Consider the following 13,126-nt stretch of genomic DNA (forward strand, 5'->3'; position numbering starts at 1 on the left):
AATTGAGCGCATCCCAGCCCCTAACCGGTTCCATCGCAGCCAGCACAGTCTTGAAATGGTTGCGGGCCTGGCACGCCGACGGCATGCCGGATGCTGTGGATCTGGAAGTCGTCCGTCAGATGCTTCCGGAGACGCCTTACGGCAAAGGGGTGCGGGAGATCAAAGCCCCGATGGTGCTGGACGTCAATGCCTGCGAAGGCATGCTCGTGCGCAACCCAAAGGACACGGCCGAGTGGGGTATTTTCTATAACGGCAAGGCCAATCCAGAACGCCAGCGCTTCACCATCGCCCACGAGCTGGGCCACTTCATCCTGCACCGAGATCAGCGGCAAAGTTTCAACTGCGACAAGGAAAGCGTGTACTCCGGCGCTGACACCATCCGTGTCATCGAACGTGAGGCAGACGACTTTGCCAGCAACCTGCTGATGCCCGGCGACTTGCTGCGCGAGTGGATCTCGAACCAGCGCATCGACCTGCATGTCCTGAGCGCGCTTGCCAAACGATTCCAGGTGTCGTTCGAGGCGCTTTGCATCCGATTCATCAAATTCACGACGCAGCGGGCAATCCTTGTCTATTGGGACAACGGCTTCGTGAAGTACGAATGGCGCAGCAGCAGCGCGGTCAAGACGCGCGCCCGCATTCGGCGCACTGACGATCCGCAGGAACCAATACCCGGCACCCTGGCTGCTGATTCCACCGTTGAGCAGGAGTGGGATGGCACGGAGATGTCTGCCGCGATCTGGTGCCCGGAGGAGGCGCCACACATGAAGTTACGCGAGTTCAAGCACAGCTACACCACAGGAGATCGCGTCCTCACCCTATTGCTGCTGGAAAGTGCTGAACCACGGTCATGGGATCGGTCTTGGCAAGACAGCGAGAGCTTTGACAGCTTCGATCAGTTCGTCTCGAACGGGCAATTGCCAGTACGGTGAGTCCCTCGATGACAGACTTGCCGATCCAACCGATAGATGAAGAGCTGCAGACCTTGCAACGCGAGGTGCAGCGAATGCTGGGCCGTTGTCTCTTGCGTCTGCAGCAGTACGAACAACTGATGAAGGCCATCGTGGCCCACCACGAAATCTCCGCGTCAGGATCACCCCTCGAATCGAACCAGGCGGAGCGCATTGCGGATGCCGCAAACAAGACGCTGGGTACATTGGTTGGCACGCTGCTCGGAACGTATGTCACCAACGGCGAGCAAGAAGAGGTCGCAGAACCAGATGCGCCCGACAACATCATCTCGTTCAAGATGAAGATGAGCTTGCAGATGTCTGCCGAGGATTTCGATAGGACGCAGAATGATCTGAAAGATCTGGTACTGCTGCGAAACAACCTGGTGCACCACTTCATCGACCAGCACGACCTTTGGAATCTGGACGGATGCCGTGGTGCGCAAGAGTCCTTGGTGGCGGCCTACAGTCGCATCGATCAACACTTTGAGCAACTGCGAGGCTGGGCGGAGCACATGGATCAGGCCCGTCGCCTGGCGGCTGACTTTGCCCAGTCCGATGCCTTCCGTGATCTGGTGATCAACGGTATAGCGCCGGATGGCTCGGTGGATTGGCCTGCTGCCGGAATTGTTCGCGCATTGCGTGAGGCAGCAGATGAGTTGGCTGTCGAAGAGTGGACGCCGGTCGCCAGCGCTGGACGTTGGATTGCAGAACGGCATCCCGATCAATTACCGGCCAAGTATGGGTGCAGCAGTTGGCGGCAGGTCGTACACGAATCCGGCCTTTTCGAGCTTCGGTATCGGGAAGTGAATGGCCAGCGCGCGGCTTGGTACCGGCCCAAAAAAACATAGCGCCAAAGCCGCGCACTCCCGCTAAATCACGTTACGCGAAGTGCCCTTGGTTTCTAGCATGAGCAGCGTTTTCCATCGGAATGCTTGCCATGACAGAAATCCAACCTATCTCCATTTGCACATCACCTGACCGGCCACGGCACGGGCATCTAGAAATCGCTGACCTGTTGGCTGCCGCGCTGCTGCGCCTTCGTGCCCGCCAATCGCACGACACGGCCAAAAACAGCGAGCATGTTTGCCTTGGCTTCCCCGGCCAACAGCGCGTGAATGCGAACCCCGATCACAACAACGGAGTTCGCCAATGACAGCACACGCAATCTCACCCACGCCCGCCTCAGTCGCCGCCCGCGTCGCGGCTATTCCCCATCTTTCGATGGACGATCTTTGGGCACTCTGGGACGACCATTTCGAAGAGCGGCCAAATCACCACCATCGTGTCTGGTTGGAAAGTCGCCTGGCCTACCGGATACAGGAGCGCGCGTTTGGCGGCTTTAAACCGTCACTGCGCAAGAAGCTCGAGGAGGTTGGTGAAACTGGCATCTTGCCCAAGCAACTGCGCGGCGATAGTCAGCGTCTACTGCCCGGCTCCGTTCTCACACGCATTTACGACGACATTGAGCATCGTGTGCTGGTGCGTGGATCGAATGATTTCGAGTACCAGGGGCAACGCTTCAAAAGCCTGTCCGCTGTAGCCAAACGCATCACGGGCAGCCACTGGTCAGGCCCGGTGTTCTTTGGCTTGAAGGCACCTGCCTCCAAGAAGGGGGCGGTATGAGCTCAGTGCGTCGAAACCAAACTCCCGCAGTCACGCCAAAGAAGCGCTGCGCCGTCTACACCCGCAAGTCCACTGATGAAGGGCTCGACCAGGAATACAACAGCCTCGAAGCACAGCGTGATGCGGGCTTGGCCTTTATTGCCAGCCAACGGCATGAGGGCTGGATTGCCGTCGACGACGGATACGACGACGGCGGCTACTCGGGCGGCAACATGGAACGGCCCGGGTTGCGCCGTCTGATGATCGACATCGAAGCGGGGAAGATCGATACCGTGGTCGTCTACAAAATCGACCGCTTGACACGCAGCCTGCCGGACTTCGCCAAGCTGGTCGACGTGTTCGACCGCAACGGCGTCTCCTTCGTCTCAGTCACGCAGCAGTTCAACACCACAACATCGATGGGGCGATTGACGCTCAACATCCTTTTGTCATTTGCGCAGTTCGAACGCGAGGTCACCGGCGAGCGCATCCGTGACAAGATCGCCGCCAGCAAGGCCAAGGGCATGTGGATGGGCGGAGTCCCACCTCTCGGATACGACGTGGTCGAACGAAAGCTCGTCGTCAACGAACGTGAAGCCGCGCTGGTGCGTGACATCTTCCGCCGCTACGCCGAGCACGGCTCGGCTGCGCGACTCGTCCGCGAATTGGAAATCGAAGGGCATACCACCAAGGCATGGGTCACCCAGTTCGGCCGGGAGCGATTGGGGCGAAGCATCGATCAGCAGTACCTCTTTACCTTGCTGCGAAACCGCATCTACCTTGGCGAAATTTGCAATCACGACACGTGGTACTCGGCCCAGCACGACCCCATCATTTCTCAAGAGCTGTGGAACGGGGCGCACGCCTTCATCGAGAGACGAAAGCAGGCACCGCGCGAAGACCGTGCCAAGCATCCGGCATTGCTGGCGGGGCTGCTGTTCGCACCGGATGGCCAACGCATGCTGCACTCTTTCGTGAAAAAGAAAAACGGTCGGCAGTACCGCTACTACGTGCCTTACCTGCACAAGCGGCGCAACGCAGGTGCCAGCCTGGCTCCGCATACCCCGGACGTGGGCCACCTGCCAGCCGCTGAGATCGAAGAAGCGGTGCTGGCACAAATCCATGCGGCGCTTTCATCGCCCCAAATGCTGATCGCTGTATGGCGGTCCTGCCAGCAGCATCCAGTCGGTGCGGCGTTGGACGAAGCACAGGTGGTGGTTGCCATGCAGCGCATCGGTGATGTGTGGTCGCAACTGTTCCCTGCCGAGCAGCAACGGATCACACGGCTGTTAATCGAACGCGTGCAACTACACGGGCACGGCCTGGATATCGTTTGGCGGGAGGACGGTTGGATCGGATTCGGTGCGGATATCAGCACGCATCCCTTGATCGAAGAGTCCCAAGAACGTGTCGAGGAGGTTTGGGCATGAATGCCACGACTCACCAGCGCCAGCGCGCCGTCCGCATCGAGATCGGAGCCGAGGCGCGCAGTTATGTCAGCGAGGGGCAGCGGGTCACCCTGGTGCCTCTGACGATCAAGCGCCGCCAGAACCGGAAACTGCTGATACCGCCATCCCCCGAGATCGTGGACCGGATCGGTGGCTTTGATGTGCCGATGATCAAAACGCTGGGCAAGGCTTTCTACTGGAAGCGCTTGATCGATGAAGGCATCTATCCCACCACCACGGATCTGGCGCACGCCATGAAAGTCGAGCCTGGATGGGCTGCCGAGGTTCTGCGCATGACCATGCTGGCCCCCGATATCGTGGAGGCGATATTCGAAGGCAGTCAGCCACGCCACCTGAATCTACACACCTTGCGCGGCCGCCAAGAGCAACTGCCGCGCGATTGGTCGGCGCAACGCCGATTGCTCGGTTTCTCCGACGCCTGATCTGCTTCCAGACACACCCGATGACGGCGAGCCATGTGCTCGCCGTTTGCTTTTCTGCCCTGGCCCTTTGGCGAACCGGGAGTTTCGCCGTGGTTCGCCATTGCGTCCCTTAAAGGTTCGCCACCCGAAGTTTGGAATGACACCTGTTACTCAACAACGTCACAGGAGCATTCCATGCAGACACCAGTCAGCAGTATCCCCCAGTCGCCACAGCAGGCGATCAACACCATGTCACCCGGTGATCGCCGCGTGCTCAACGAGAACGAGCTCGCGCAACGCTGGGGCGTTAGCCCCAAGACTTTGCAGCGCTGGCGCAGTGAGGGTCGCGGTCCACGCTACCTGAAGCTGTCCAAGCGTGTCGGCTACCCGGTCGACGCGATCCTCGAGTTTGAGCGCGAAGCGCTGCACGACTCGACATCCGAACGTGCGGCGGTTTGAGGAGAGATGCGATGAACGACATCACCATCTTCCCCGCCGACATTGCAGAGATGTCCGTCAGCCAGCTAGCCGCATTGCCGCCCGCGCAGAAACACGAGATCGACAAAAACCTCGACGCGGCAATCGACTGGCTCAAGAAGGCGCGCACCAAGTTCGACGCGGCACTGGATCAATGCTACGGCGAGCAGGCACGCACCGCGCTGCGCGAATCCGGCCGTGACTTCGGCACCGCACACATCAGCGATGGCCCGCTGCATCTGAAGTTCGAGTTGCCCAAGAAGGTCAGCTGGGATCAGAAGCAACTGGCCGAAATCGCCGAACGCATCGTCACCTCAGGCGAGAAGGTCGAGGGGTACCTCGACATCAAGTTGTCCGTCTCCGAATCCCGTTTCACGAACTGGCCGCCTGCCTTGCAACAGCAGTTCGCCGCCGCTCGCACTGTGGATTCCGGCAAGCCGTCTTTCACCCTTTCCATCGATTCGGAGTAATCACTATGAGCACCAATCTCATCGCTTCACTGCGCAAGCAACTGCCGTCCATCTACGGCGAACACCTTCCCGACGAAATCCGGTATCGCCGCGCCGACGGCCAGGACGTCGTTGTCCCCCTTGATGCCGCCACGGTGGACGAGCTGGCCTTCGCTATCCAGACGGCCAATGCGGAATCACTGGCGCTCGGTCGCCGTCGCACCGCGCTGGAAGAGCTCCACACCGAGGTGCGCAAGCGTGCCGCGCGTGGAGCCGACCGTATCGCCGACGTGTCGTGGGAGGGCTGATCATGAGCGCGATCATTCCCTTCCAGTTCGAAGCGCACGCCGTGCGCGTCCAGGTGGATGAACTCGGGCAGCCGTGGTTCAACGCCACCGATGTTTGCGATGCCCTGGAGATGGGCAATCCGTCTCAGGCGATCAAGTCCCACGTCGATCCCGAGGACCTCCAGAAATTGGAGACCCTTACGGCGGGTGGCCGTCAACGCCAAAACCACGTCAATGAATCGGGCCTTTACGCCCTGATCCTCGGTAGCACCAAGGACGCCGCCAAGCGTTTCAAGCGCTGGGTCACCGGTGAAGTGCTGCCTGCGATCCGCAAGACAGGCGCGTATTCGGCTACCTCCACGATGGCCGTCTTGCCCGCGCCGACCCACGACCGGGTCACTGCCATCCTGTTGATCGGCGAAGCGGTCGCCAAGGTGCCGGGCGTCAAGACCGGCATTGCGATGGCTGCCACGTTGACCTGCATTCAGGAAAACACCGGTCTGACCACGGAAGTGCTGCGCCGCGCTTTGCCTGCCGCCAATGAGCCGATCTGCTCGCTCAACGCCACCCAGCTCGGCAAATTGCTGAGTCGCTCAGCCAAGGCCACCAATCAGTTGCTGGCATCTGGCGGCCTTCAGTTCCGCAACGACCGGGACGAGTGGGAGCTGACCGAGGCCGGTGAAGCATGGGCCGAAGCCATGCCGTACTCGCGTAACGGTCACAGCGGCTACCAGATCCTCTGGAATCCGGCGGTCGCGGAACAACTAAAGGAGGTGGCGTGATGTCCCTCCCGATCATTTCCGCGCAGCAGCGCTTGGCCGAGCGCAAGGGTGTGAAGTTGCTGATGCTGGGCAAATCCGGCATCGGCAAGACCACTCGGCTCAAAGACCTCGACCCTGCCACCACCTTGTTCCTCGATATCGAGGCGGGCGATCTCGCCGTGGCCGACTGGCCGGGCGACACCATCCGTCCGGCATCGTGGCCGGAAAGTCGTGACTTTTTCGTGTTCCTCGCGGGACCGGACAAGTCACTGCCGCCGGAGAGCGCTTTTTCGCAGGCGCATTACGACCACGTCATCGAGAAGTTTGGTAACCCGACGCAGCTCGACCGCTACCAGACCTTCTTCCTCGACTCGATCACGCAGTTGTCCCGGCAGTGCTTCGCGTGGTGCAAGACGCAACCCGGTGCCACCAGCGACCGTTCCGGCAAGCCAGATCTGCGCGCCGCATATGGTCTGCTTGGCCAGGAGATGATCGGCGCACTGACCCATCTGCAGCACGCACGCGGCAAGAACGTGGTGTTCGTTGCCATCCTCGACGAACGTCTTGATGACTACAACCGCAAGGTGTTCGTGCCACAGATCGAAGGCAGCAAAACCAGCCTGGAGCTGCCCGGCATCGTCGACGAGGTCGTGACGCTGGCCGAGATCAAGGCCGAGGACGGCAGCACCTACCGCGCCTTCGTCACCCACACCGTCAATCCCTATGGCTTCCCGGCCAAAGACCGCAGCGGTCGCCTCGACCTGCTGGAGCCGCCGCATCTGGGCGCGCTGATCGACAAGTGCGCAGGCCAGTCGCCATTGCCCATGCCCGGCAGCACCGGCACCCCCACTACAGCAAACACCACCGAATCCAAGGAGTAATCGCCATGTCGTCCAACTATTTTGATTTCCAAGATGCCGATCCCCAACAGTCGGGCTTTGACCTGATCCCCAAGGGTGCGGTCGTGCCAGTGCGCATGACCATCAAGCCCGGTGGCCATGACGACCCGGAGCAAGGCTGGGGCGGCGGCTACGCCACCGAGTCTTTCGAGACCGGCTCCATCTATCTCGCCGCCGAATTCGTGGTCACGGCTGGTGATCACGCCAAGCGCAAGATGTGGTCGAACATCGGTCTGCACTCCAAGAAGGGCCCGACCTGGGGCCAGATGGGGCGCAGCTTCATCCGCGCTGCGCTTAACAGCGCCCGCAATGTTCACCCGCAGGACAACAGTCCGCAGGCCGCCGCTGCGCGTCGCATCCAGGGCTTTCATGAACTGGATGGCCTGGAGTTTCTGGCCCGAGTGGACATCGAAAAAGACAGCAAGGGTCAAGACCGCAACGTGGTCAAGATCGCGGTCGAGCCCGATCACCCCGACTACGCAAAGCTGATGGGCGTGCCGTCCAAGGCTTCGGGCAGTGCAAATTCCAGCGCTCCGGCGCAGGCCGCTGCGCCTGCGTATCAGGCACCGGCTCCGCAACGCGCACCCGTGACGGGTAAGCCGTCTTGGGCCCAGTGAGGGAGGCCGATGAAATGCTGGGTCTGCAAACGACAGGCCCGGGGATTCGGCCACACCGACAACCGTCACGGTGTCGGCAATCCCCGGCGCTACCCCATCGATTGGGTGTTCTGCTCGCAACGCTGCCAAAACGCGTTTCACGCGTTGTACGGCAACTGGCTGCGCGCCAAGGATGGTCGCACCGACATCAAGGGGGTCGCCATGATCGATCCCTCTGATATCGAGCTTGCCGCGATGCGCAAGTGCCTCAAGTCCTTCGGCGAGGCAGCGGGCGAGATCGGCTTCACCAAACCGCTGGGCAACTACTCCGAAGCCGAGGCGCTGCAGGTGATCGACGCCATCGTCACTTGCTACACCGAGGCGATGGTCGAACACCACGAGGCGAGCAAGTTCCCGCCTGTGCGTGGCATGCCGCCGACGCCTGATCCCATGACGCCGAGTACAGCCAATCCGTTCGCCGATCTGGAGGACGACCTGCCTTGGGAAGAACCGAAGGGGAAGAAGCCATGATGGACTTCAACTCCACTTCGAGCATCTCGGGCCAGATCACCGCGCTGGTCGATGCCGGGATGCAGCGGGCCCGAGCCCAGCAGTCCGAGCGCCAGTACCTCGGAGCTTCGCGTCTCGGCGTGGCCTGCGAGCGTGCGCTGCAGTTCGAGTATGCCAAGGCGCCCATCGACCACGGGCGTGATGTCCCGGGCCGGATGCTGCGCATCTTCGAGCGTGGCCATGTCATGGAGGACTGCATGGTCGCGTGGCTCCGGGATGCTGGCTTTGACCTGCGCACCCGCAAGGCCGACGGCGAGCAGTTCGGCTTCTCGGTGGCTGACGGACGCCTGCAGGGCCACATCGACGGCGTCATCGTCGGCGGGCCGGATGGTTTTGCTTATCCCGCGCTCTGGGAAAACAAGTGTCTGGGCAACAAGTCCTGGCGCGAGCTGGAGAAAAACCGCCTCGCTGTCGCCAAGCCGGTCTACGCCGCGCAAGTGGCGATCTACCAAGCCTATCTCGAACTGCACGAGCACCCGGCGATCTTCACGGCACTCAACGCCGACACGATGGAGATCTACACCGAGGCCGTGCCCTTTGATGCAGCCCTGGCCCAGCGCATGTCGGATCGGGCGGTGAAGGTCATTACGGCCACCGATGCAGGGGATCTCCTGCCGCGAGCCTTCAATGACCCGACCCATTTCGAATGCCGGATGTGCGCGTGGCAAGACCGCTGCTGGAGGACACAAGCATGAATACCTCGAATTTGAATCACGTACTTGGCGAGCAGCTGATCGACGTACGCCAGGCTGCACTGATGTTCAACCTGCCGTCGTATTGGCTCTCACAAGCCAAGGAGCGACAGGAGCGTCGCATTCCGCATTACCGCGTCGGCAAACTGGTTCGCTTCAAACCCAACGAGCTGGAAGCCTGGATCGCTGCGCAGCAGATGTCACACGAGGGTGGTGCCGATGCTTGATTTCAATGACACATCACCACCGGGAGAAACGGGCCGGCGCAACGTCAATGACAGCGAGCGGGACGAGATTCGCACTGAACTGATCGCACGCATGGAATCAGTCCTGACCACGATGTTTCCGGCGGGAAAGAAGCGTCGGGGCAAGTTTTTGATCGGGGACATCATGGGCAGCCCGGGCGACAGCCTCGAGGTGGTACTCGAAGGCGAGAAGGCTGGTCTCTGGACGGATCGTGCCACGGGTGATGGTGGTGACATCTTTGCCTTGATCGCCGCCTACCTCGGGGCCAACGTCCACACCGACTTTCCTCGGGTGCTCAACGAGGCCGCCGATCTGCTCGGTCGTTCGCGATCAGTGCCGGTGCGCCGCGCCAAGAAGGAAGCGCCGTTTGATGAACTTGGCCCGGCCACGGCCAAGTGGGACTACTTCGATGCCACCGGCAAACTGATCGCGGTCGTGTACCGCTACGACCCGCCCGGAAGCAAGAAGGAATTCCGGCCGTGGGATGCCAAGCGGCGCAAGATGACTCCGCCCGATCCGCGCCCGCTGTACAACCAGCCGGGGCTGGCTGCCGATGGTCACGTTGTGCTGGTCGAAGGCGAGAAATGTGCGCAGGCACTGATCGCCATCGGCGTGGTGGCAACCACGGCCATGCATGGCGCGAATGCTCCCGTCGACAAGACCGACTGGTCGCCGCTGGCGGGCAAATCCGTGCTGATCTGGCCTGACCGGGACGCGCCGGGCTGGGATTACGCCGACCGTGCATCGCAAGCAATTCTGAACGCGGGCGCGACCACGGTCGCCATCCTGGTGCCACCCGATGACAAACCGGATGGCTGGGATGCAGCCGACGCCATTCCGGAAGGCTTCGATGTGAGGGGCTTCCTTGCGGTCGGCGAGCGTATGCCGGTGATGCGCTCGGTCGAGGAGACGCCACCACCGGATCTGCTGACCGGCGTCGACTGGACTACGGAGGATGGCTTGTCCTCGGCTTTCACACGCCGCTATGGCGAGGACTGGCGCTACTGCGCGCTGTGGGGCAAGTGGCTGGTCTGGACTGGGGTGCGCTGGAATTCCGATCAGATCCTCTATGTATCTCACCTGGCGCGTGGCATCTGCCGGATGGCGTCGCTCAAGGCGGACACTCCTCGGCTCAAAGGCAAGCTGGCCAGCTCCGCCACGATCTCGTCCGTCGAGAAAATCGCACGTTCCGATCCCAAGCACGCGTCCACCGCCGAGGAGTGGGATGCGGACGTTTGGGCGCTCAACACACCAGGCGGCGTGGTTGATCTGCGCACGGGCCGGATGCGACCGCACCGGCGCGATGATCGGATGACCAAGGTGACCACGGCCACACCGCAGGGCGACAGTCCGACGTGGCGCGCATTCCTGGCCGACGTCACGGGCGGCGACGCTGAACTGATTGCCTACCTGCAATTGATGGTCGGCTACTGCCTGACGGGCGTAACCAGCGAGCACGCGCTGTTCTTCCTGTACGGGACGGGCGCGAACGGCAAGTCGGTGTTCGTCAACGTCCTGACCACCATCTTGGGCGACTACGCGGCCAACGCGCCGATGGACACGTTCATGGAGGCGCGCACCGACCGGCATCCGACCGATCTGGCAGGCCTGCGCGGCTCACGCTTTGTGTCATCCATCGAAACTGAACAGGGTCGGCGGTGGAACGAATCCAAGGTCAAGGCCATCACCGGTGGCGACAAAGTGTCCGCGCGATTCATGCGTCAGGACTTCTTCGAGTACGTGCCGCAGTTCAAGTTGGTGATCGCGGGCAACCACAAGCCATCAATCCGCAACGTGGATGAGGCGATGAAGCGGCGACTGCACCTGATCCCGTTCACGGTGACGATCCCGCCCGAACGGCGTGACGGCAGGCTGACCGAAAAGCTGCTCAAGGAGCGGGACGGCATTCTGGCGTGGGCAGTCGAGGGCTGCAGCCTTTGGCAACGCCAAGGACTGAAGCCGCCCGCCAGTGTGGTGTCGGCGACCGAGGAGTATTTCGAGGCCGAAGACGCGCTCGGGCAGTGGATCGAAGAGCGTTGCCTGCTGGCCAAGACCCACCGCGAAGGCGTTTCCGAATTGTTCGCCGACTGGCGTGAATGGGCTGAGCGCGCGGGTGAGTACGTGGGCTCGGTCAAGCGCTTTTCCGAACTGATGGCGGCCCGCAAGTTCGAGAAGTGTCGGCTGACTGGGGGCGCACGTGGCATCACGGGCATCGCCCTCAGACCCAAGCCGTACAGCCACGGCTACCCCTACCGAGATGACTGAGCAATCCGGGCGAGTGACGGATTTGACGGGTTTCCTGATTGACGCGCTACGCGTGCGCGCACGTAAGGGATGTTCTTCAAAGAACCCGTCGCATCCGTCACTCCCCCTTGAACTGGAGCACAACGATGAACACGACGATCTTGGCCCTTGATCTGGGCACAAACACTGGGTGGGCATTGCTGCACCTGGACGGCACGATCACCAGCGGCACGGAGCACTTCAAGCCGCAGCGATTTGAGGGAGGCGGCATGCGTTTCCTCCGTTTCAAGCGCTGGCTCAATGAACTGCTCTCGGCCAGCAACCACATCAACGCGGTTTTCTTCGAGGAAGTTCGACGGCACGCTGGCGTTGATGCTGCGCACGCTTACGGTGGCTTCATGGGACACCTGACCGCGTGGTGTGAGCATCACAACATCCCTTACCAGGGTGTTCCTGTCGGCACGATCAAGAAGCACGCGACCGGCAAGGGCAATGCGGGCAAGGACGACATGACCGCGTCCGTCCGCCTGCGTGGCCACACCCCAGTCGACGACAACGAAGCCGATGCACTGGCCTTGCTGCACTGGGCTGTCGAGACGCAGGAGGTGTGACATGAAGGTGCCGACACCCCAATACCGCTGCCCCCTCGGTCGTCTGCAGCCTCAGGCCACGGATCTGGATGCGATCAAGGAACGTGGCTGGCGTGACCAACACATCCTGGTGGTCAACGCATCCGACGAACGTCTGGACTTCATCGAGCGCGAGATCGTGCGACGCATCGGTGACCGGCTCTACGGAGGGCGACGCAATGACTAAGTGGACTATCGAGGACGTTGCTGCTCGGTTTGAAGAGGCGGCAAGCACCAGTCGGCGGTTGCCTCCTGTTCGAGTGCAGGGCTACTTCAACTGCTGGCCTGCCATTGTCCGAAATGAGTGGGAGACCTTTGCTGCTGATGAGAGGGTTTATCGATCCTTTCCGCCGAGTCCAGACGCGATTGAACGAATGCTGGAAGTCATGCGCTGGGTGCAGTGGCTCACAGTTGAGCAACGTCATCTCGTATGGATGCGCGCGAAGCGCTATGGCTGGCGGGACATCACGATCCGCTTTGCCTGCGACCGCACAACGGCATGGCGGCATTGGCAGCGGGCATTGCAGACGGTCGCAGATCAACTCAATGGTGTGGTGGTCGCGTAGAGTTTTGGCGTGATTTGGCGCGTATGGTCGGGGATGTGCGCCATCAAGCGGCAATCAGCGGTTTTTACCCCTGCAACAAAACGACCTGATCTTGCGTAGTATTCATCTATCGTCTGGACAGAGGTGACGGCAGAGGAAGCAGCCCGGAAATCAACGGGTCCTTCCTGGCCAAAAACCAATGCGGGGGGCGCGAGCGCGGCGCTTTTTTAGCGTCAGGGTGCGAACCAAGGTTCGCACGGTTCGCAGTTCGCACCCCGCCAGTTCGCACTAACCCCAAAACCCGCC

19 protein-coding genes are annotated in these 13,126 nt (G+C 61.3%); all 19 read left to right on the forward strand.

Annotated features, from left to right (window positions below):
- The first annotated feature begins 2 nt into the window (after positions 1-2).
- Positions 3-932 (forward strand): ImmA/IrrE family metallo-endopeptidase, encoded by a 930-nt coding sequence (locus ABWL39_RS00230; protein WP_367786092.1) that lies wholly within the window; start codon positions 3-5, stop codon positions 930-932.
- A 119-nt stretch (positions 933-1,051) separates the two neighbouring features.
- Entirely contained in the window at positions 1,052-1,801 is a 750-nt protein-coding gene (locus tag ABWL39_RS00235; protein ID WP_367786901.1) for an OST-HTH/LOTUS domain-containing protein, read from the forward strand.
- Between the two features lie 89 nt (positions 1,802-1,890).
- Complete coding sequence (locus ABWL39_RS00240) at positions 1,891-2,106, forward strand: hypothetical protein (protein WP_367786094.1); 216 nt, start codon at positions 1,891-1,893, stop codon at positions 2,104-2,106.
- Entirely contained in the window at positions 2,103-2,576 is a 474-nt protein-coding gene (locus ABWL39_RS00245; RefSeq protein ID WP_367786096.1) for a DUF2924 domain-containing protein, read from the forward strand. The genes ABWL39_RS00240 and ABWL39_RS00245 overlap by 4 nt, the downstream gene beginning before the upstream one ends.
- Positions 2,573-3,985, forward strand: a complete 1,413-nt coding sequence (locus ABWL39_RS00250; RefSeq protein WP_367786098.1) for a recombinase family protein — start codon at positions 2,573-2,575, stop codon at positions 3,983-3,985. The genes ABWL39_RS00245 and ABWL39_RS00250 overlap by 4 nt, the downstream gene beginning before the upstream one ends.
- Positions 3,982-4,446 (forward strand): hypothetical protein, encoded by a 465-nt coding sequence (locus ABWL39_RS00255; RefSeq protein WP_367786100.1) that lies wholly within the window; start codon positions 3,982-3,984, stop codon positions 4,444-4,446. Before ABWL39_RS00250 ends, ABWL39_RS00255 begins: the two co-directional genes overlap by 4 nt.
- A 174-nt stretch (positions 4,447-4,620) precedes the next feature.
- Complete coding sequence (locus ABWL39_RS00260) at positions 4,621-4,884, forward strand: helix-turn-helix transcriptional regulator (protein WP_367786102.1); 264 nt, start codon at positions 4,621-4,623, stop codon at positions 4,882-4,884.
- Between the two features lie 11 nt (positions 4,885-4,895).
- On the forward strand, positions 4,896-5,372 hold the full coding sequence (locus ABWL39_RS00265; RefSeq protein ID WP_184038907.1) for a hypothetical protein: 477 nt from the start codon (positions 4,896-4,898) through the stop codon (positions 5,370-5,372).
- 5 nt (positions 5,373-5,377) lie between these two features.
- Positions 5,378-5,659, forward strand: coding sequence for a hypothetical protein (locus ABWL39_RS00270; protein WP_286743902.1), 282 nt, complete (start codon positions 5,378-5,380; stop codon positions 5,657-5,659).
- Between the two features lie 2 nt (positions 5,660-5,661).
- Positions 5,662-6,420: a Bro-N domain-containing protein gene (locus ABWL39_RS00275; RefSeq protein WP_367786105.1), complete on the forward strand. Its 759-nt coding sequence runs from the start codon at positions 5,662-5,664 to the stop codon at positions 6,418-6,420.
- The gene (locus ABWL39_RS00280; RefSeq protein ID WP_367786107.1) at positions 6,420-7,280 is read left to right on the forward strand and encodes an ATP-binding protein; all 861 of its coding nucleotides are present in this window, start codon (positions 6,420-6,422) and stop codon (positions 7,278-7,280) included. Before ABWL39_RS00275 ends, ABWL39_RS00280 begins: the two co-directional genes overlap by 1 nt.
- 5 nt (positions 7,281-7,285) lie before the next feature.
- Entirely contained in the window at positions 7,286-7,915 is a 630-nt protein-coding gene (locus ABWL39_RS00285; RefSeq protein ID WP_367786109.1) for a hypothetical protein, read from the forward strand.
- Between the two features lie 9 nt (positions 7,916-7,924).
- Complete coding sequence (locus ABWL39_RS00290; protein WP_367786110.1) at positions 7,925-8,425, forward strand: DUF6511 domain-containing protein; 501 nt, start codon at positions 7,925-7,927, stop codon at positions 8,423-8,425.
- Positions 8,422-9,159: a hypothetical protein gene (locus ABWL39_RS00295; RefSeq protein ID WP_367786112.1), complete on the forward strand. Its 738-nt coding sequence runs from the start codon at positions 8,422-8,424 to the stop codon at positions 9,157-9,159. Before ABWL39_RS00290 ends, ABWL39_RS00295 begins: the two co-directional genes overlap by 4 nt.
- Positions 9,156-9,383: a helix-turn-helix domain-containing protein gene (locus tag ABWL39_RS00300; RefSeq protein ID WP_367786114.1), complete on the forward strand. Its 228-nt coding sequence runs from the start codon at positions 9,156-9,158 to the stop codon at positions 9,381-9,383. The genes ABWL39_RS00295 and ABWL39_RS00300 overlap by 4 nt, the downstream gene beginning before the upstream one ends.
- Positions 9,376-11,667 (forward strand): phage/plasmid primase, P4 family, encoded by a 2,292-nt coding sequence (locus tag ABWL39_RS00305; RefSeq protein ID WP_367786115.1) that lies wholly within the window; start codon positions 9,376-9,378, stop codon positions 11,665-11,667. The genes ABWL39_RS00300 and ABWL39_RS00305 overlap by 8 nt, the downstream gene beginning before the upstream one ends.
- 125 nt (positions 11,668-11,792) lie before the next feature.
- Positions 11,793-12,257: a crossover junction endodeoxyribonuclease RuvC gene (locus tag ABWL39_RS00310; RefSeq protein WP_367786117.1), complete on the forward strand. Its 465-nt coding sequence runs from the start codon at positions 11,793-11,795 to the stop codon at positions 12,255-12,257.
- Position 12,258: 1 nt separating this feature from the next.
- Positions 12,259-12,462 (forward strand): hypothetical protein, encoded by a 204-nt coding sequence (locus ABWL39_RS00315; RefSeq protein WP_020200558.1) that lies wholly within the window; start codon positions 12,259-12,261, stop codon positions 12,460-12,462.
- A complete protein-coding gene (locus ABWL39_RS00320) occupies positions 12,455-12,841 on the forward strand; it encodes a DUF6362 family protein (protein ID WP_024958063.1) in 387 nt (128 codons plus the stop codon). The genes ABWL39_RS00315 and ABWL39_RS00320 overlap by 8 nt, the downstream gene beginning before the upstream one ends.
- The last annotated feature ends 285 nt before the right edge of the window (positions 12,842-13,126 follow it).

Origin of the sequence: Chitinivorax sp. PXF-14, from assembly GCF_040812015.1 — a bacterium.
Taxonomy (GTDB): domain Bacteria; phylum Pseudomonadota; class Gammaproteobacteria; order Burkholderiales; family SCOH01; genus JBFNXJ01.

What these genes read in the sequence shown, in the direction of transcription:
- ABWL39_RS00305 (WP_367786115.1), top strand. Translation starts at nt 9,376, where the DNA reads ATGCTTGATTTCAATGACACATCACCACCGGGAGAAACGGGCCGGCGC.
- ABWL39_RS00260 (WP_367786102.1), top strand. Translation starts at nt 4,621, where the DNA reads ATGCAGACACCAGTCAGCAGTATCCCCCAGTCGCCACAGCAGGCGATC.
- ABWL39_RS00265 (WP_184038907.1), top strand. Translation starts at nt 4,896, where the DNA reads ATGAACGACATCACCATCTTCCCCGCCGACATTGCAGAGATGTCCGTC.
- ABWL39_RS00285 (WP_367786109.1), top strand. Translation starts at nt 7,286, where the DNA reads ATGTCGTCCAACTATTTTGATTTCCAAGATGCCGATCCCCAACAGTCG.
- ABWL39_RS00250 (WP_367786098.1), top strand. Translation starts at nt 2,573, where the DNA reads ATGAGCTCAGTGCGTCGAAACCAAACTCCCGCAGTCACGCCAAAGAAG.
- ABWL39_RS00235 (WP_367786901.1), top strand. Translation starts at nt 1,052, where the DNA reads ATGAAGGCCATCGTGGCCCACCACGAAATCTCCGCGTCAGGATCACCC.
- ABWL39_RS00240 (WP_367786094.1), top strand. Translation starts at nt 1,891, where the DNA reads ATGACAGAAATCCAACCTATCTCCATTTGCACATCACCTGACCGGCCA.
- ABWL39_RS00290 (WP_367786110.1), top strand. Translation starts at nt 7,925, where the DNA reads ATGAAATGCTGGGTCTGCAAACGACAGGCCCGGGGATTCGGCCACACC.
- ABWL39_RS00275 (WP_367786105.1), top strand. Translation starts at nt 5,662, where the DNA reads ATGAGCGCGATCATTCCCTTCCAGTTCGAAGCGCACGCCGTGCGCGTC.
- ABWL39_RS00315 (WP_020200558.1), top strand. Translation starts at nt 12,259, where the DNA reads ATGAAGGTGCCGACACCCCAATACCGCTGCCCCCTCGGTCGTCTGCAG.
- ABWL39_RS00245 (WP_367786096.1), top strand. Translation starts at nt 2,103, where the DNA reads ATGACAGCACACGCAATCTCACCCACGCCCGCCTCAGTCGCCGCCCGC.
- ABWL39_RS00320 (WP_024958063.1), top strand. Translation starts at nt 12,455, where the DNA reads ATGACTAAGTGGACTATCGAGGACGTTGCTGCTCGGTTTGAAGAGGCG.
- ABWL39_RS00280 (WP_367786107.1), top strand. Translation starts at nt 6,420, where the DNA reads ATGTCCCTCCCGATCATTTCCGCGCAGCAGCGCTTGGCCGAGCGCAAG.
- ABWL39_RS00310 (WP_367786117.1), top strand. Translation starts at nt 11,793, where the DNA reads ATGAACACGACGATCTTGGCCCTTGATCTGGGCACAAACACTGGGTGG.
- ABWL39_RS00270 (WP_286743902.1), top strand. Translation starts at nt 5,378, where the DNA reads ATGAGCACCAATCTCATCGCTTCACTGCGCAAGCAACTGCCGTCCATC.
- ABWL39_RS00255 (WP_367786100.1), top strand. Translation starts at nt 3,982, where the DNA reads ATGAATGCCACGACTCACCAGCGCCAGCGCGCCGTCCGCATCGAGATC.
- ABWL39_RS00295 (WP_367786112.1), top strand. Translation starts at nt 8,422, where the DNA reads ATGATGGACTTCAACTCCACTTCGAGCATCTCGGGCCAGATCACCGCG.
- ABWL39_RS00300 (WP_367786114.1), top strand. Translation starts at nt 9,156, where the DNA reads ATGAATACCTCGAATTTGAATCACGTACTTGGCGAGCAGCTGATCGAC.